We start from the raw sequence: 1,878 nt of genomic DNA, 5'->3' as shown, positions 1-1,878 counted from the left end.
TGCCCAATCATTTCCATTTGTTGTTGGGAGTGAAGGATGGTTTAAACCTGTCAGGTTTCGAAAACCTGACAGGTTTGGTTAAGCATCCTTCCAAAAATCCTGCAGTCAAAGCCTTTTCTGATTTTTTCAATTCCTACACCAAATCCTATAATAGGCGATACGCACGAAAAGGGAACTTATTTATTCGCGCTTTTAACCGACGGCCAATTTTTAACGAACAGCAATGGCAAGAGACCTTCCTTTATATCCATCTCAATCCGGTCAAACACGGATTTGCCAAAAATCATCAGGATTGGAAATGGTCGAGCTGGCATGCCTATAGTGAAATTGAGAAACCTTCAAACCTCGATCGTAACTATTACCACAATTTCTTTGATGGGCCGGGTCATATACAAGAGATGATGGAGTCCAAGAAAGAATGGCTTTTGAATAAAGAGTACGAATAAAATGATTAAGGCCAGACCTGTCAGTCCGCCGCGGCGGACTGACAGGTCTTTTTGTTAAAACCCTAACTATCAAATGATCAAAAGAACCTTATTTTTCGGCAATCCTGCCTACCTCAGCACCAAAAACGAGCAACTTCACATTTCTTTTCCTGAAGCAGACAAACCCGATCGAACAGTACCTATTGAAGATTTGGGTATGATAGTCTTGGAAAATCAACAAGTCACCATCACTCACGGCCTAATCTCCAAGCTCACTGAGAAAAAAGTCAGCATCGTCACCTGCAACAATCAGCACATGCCGGAAGGTTTACTTCTTCCCATGCATGGTCACTCGGAGCAAACCGAGCGGATTCGATACCAGATTGAAGCCTCCCAACCCCTCAAAAAGAACCTGTGGCAGCAGACGGTGGCAGCCAAAATCCAAAATCAAGCGGCACATCTCAAGGAAAGAGGAATAGATTCGCCTCGAATGAACTACTTGGCTAAAAATGTGAATTCAGGAGATACAGGTAATCACGAAGCCCAGGCAGCTGCTATCTATTGGCAAAGTCTTTTTGATATTCCAGAGTTCAATAGGCAACAGACAGGAATTCCGCCAAATAATTTATTGAATTACGGGTATGCAATTTTAAGAGCTGTGATTGCTAGAGCTTTGGTATCCTCTGGAATGTTCCCTGGATTGGGCATTTGGCATCGAAATAAATACAATGCTTATTGTTTGGCAGATGATATTATGGAGCCATACCGACCCTATGTAGATTTGGTGGTTTGTCATTTGGTAGATCATGAGGATGATCTTTCGGAATTGACTCCGGCTATGAAAAAGGAATTGTTGAGTATTCCTGCGCTTGACGTCCGTATCGATGGTCAGAAAAGTCCACTGATGGTGGCAGCCAGCCGAACAACCAATTCGCTGTTTGAATGCTTTGCAGGGATCAGTCGAAAGATCATTTATCCCGAATATGAATGAAAACTATTACTCGGGACTTAACGCCTACCGGAGTTTGTGGGTCTTAGTATTTTTTGATTTGCCGACCGAAACCAAAAAAGAGCGGTCGATAGCGAGCAAGTTTCGAAAAAAATTGCTCGATGATGGATTCGCCATGTTTCAGTTTTCGATCTACATGCGTTTTTGTGCCAGTAGGGAAAACGCCGAGGTTCATACCAAAAGGATCAGAAATATCTTGCCCGAGAAAGGGAAGATTGGGATCATGCAGATTACGGATAAGCAGTTTGGGATGATGGAGCTTTTTTATGGAAGAAAAGTTGCGGAAAAAGAAGCCCCGGCCCAACAATTGGAGTTGTTTTGAAAAAATAGCTTCAAGTTTAGACCAGTCAGGTTTTCAAAACCTGACAGGTCTTGGTTAACCCGAATCCAATTCTACTCAATTTTCCATTCTGGTAATGGGGATAAAAAACAGCATACCAGCCA

Annotated in this window: 3 protein-coding genes; all 3 read left to right on the top strand. The window is 42.7% G+C overall.

Annotated features, from left to right (window positions below):
• The coding region (locus BLQ81_RS22455; RefSeq protein ID WP_175454323.1) for a transposase at positions 1 to 446 on the top strand (446 nt) is incomplete at its 5' end.
• A 73-nt stretch (positions 447 to 519) separates the two neighbouring features.
• Complete coding sequence (gene cas1 / locus BLQ81_RS21815; protein ID WP_092735272.1) at positions 520 to 1,416, top strand: type II CRISPR-associated endonuclease Cas1; 897 nt, start codon at positions 520 to 522, stop codon at positions 1,414 to 1,416.
• Complete coding sequence (cas2, locus tag BLQ81_RS21810; protein WP_092735268.1) at positions 1,409 to 1,756, top strand: CRISPR-associated endonuclease Cas2; 348 nt, start codon at positions 1,409 to 1,411, stop codon at positions 1,754 to 1,756. Before cas1 ends, cas2 begins: the two co-directional genes overlap by 8 nt.
• Positions 1,757 to 1,878: the final 122 nt, after the last annotated feature.

Source organism: Algoriphagus alkaliphilus (assembly GCF_900103735.1).
Lineage (GTDB): Bacteria > Bacteroidota > Bacteroidia > Cytophagales > Cyclobacteriaceae > Algoriphagus > Algoriphagus alkaliphilus.
Note: the sequence above shows the minus strand (reverse complement) of the source record. Positions and strands in the feature narration are given on the sequence as shown.

Excerpts from the sequence above, each read along its gene's own strand:
- cas1 (WP_092735272.1), top strand. The coding sequence starts at position 520 with ATGATCAAAAGAACCTTATTTTTCGGCAATCCTGCCTACCTCAGCACC.
- cas2 (WP_092735268.1), top strand. The coding sequence starts at position 1,409 with ATGAATGAAAACTATTACTCGGGACTTAACGCCTACCGGAGTTTGTGG.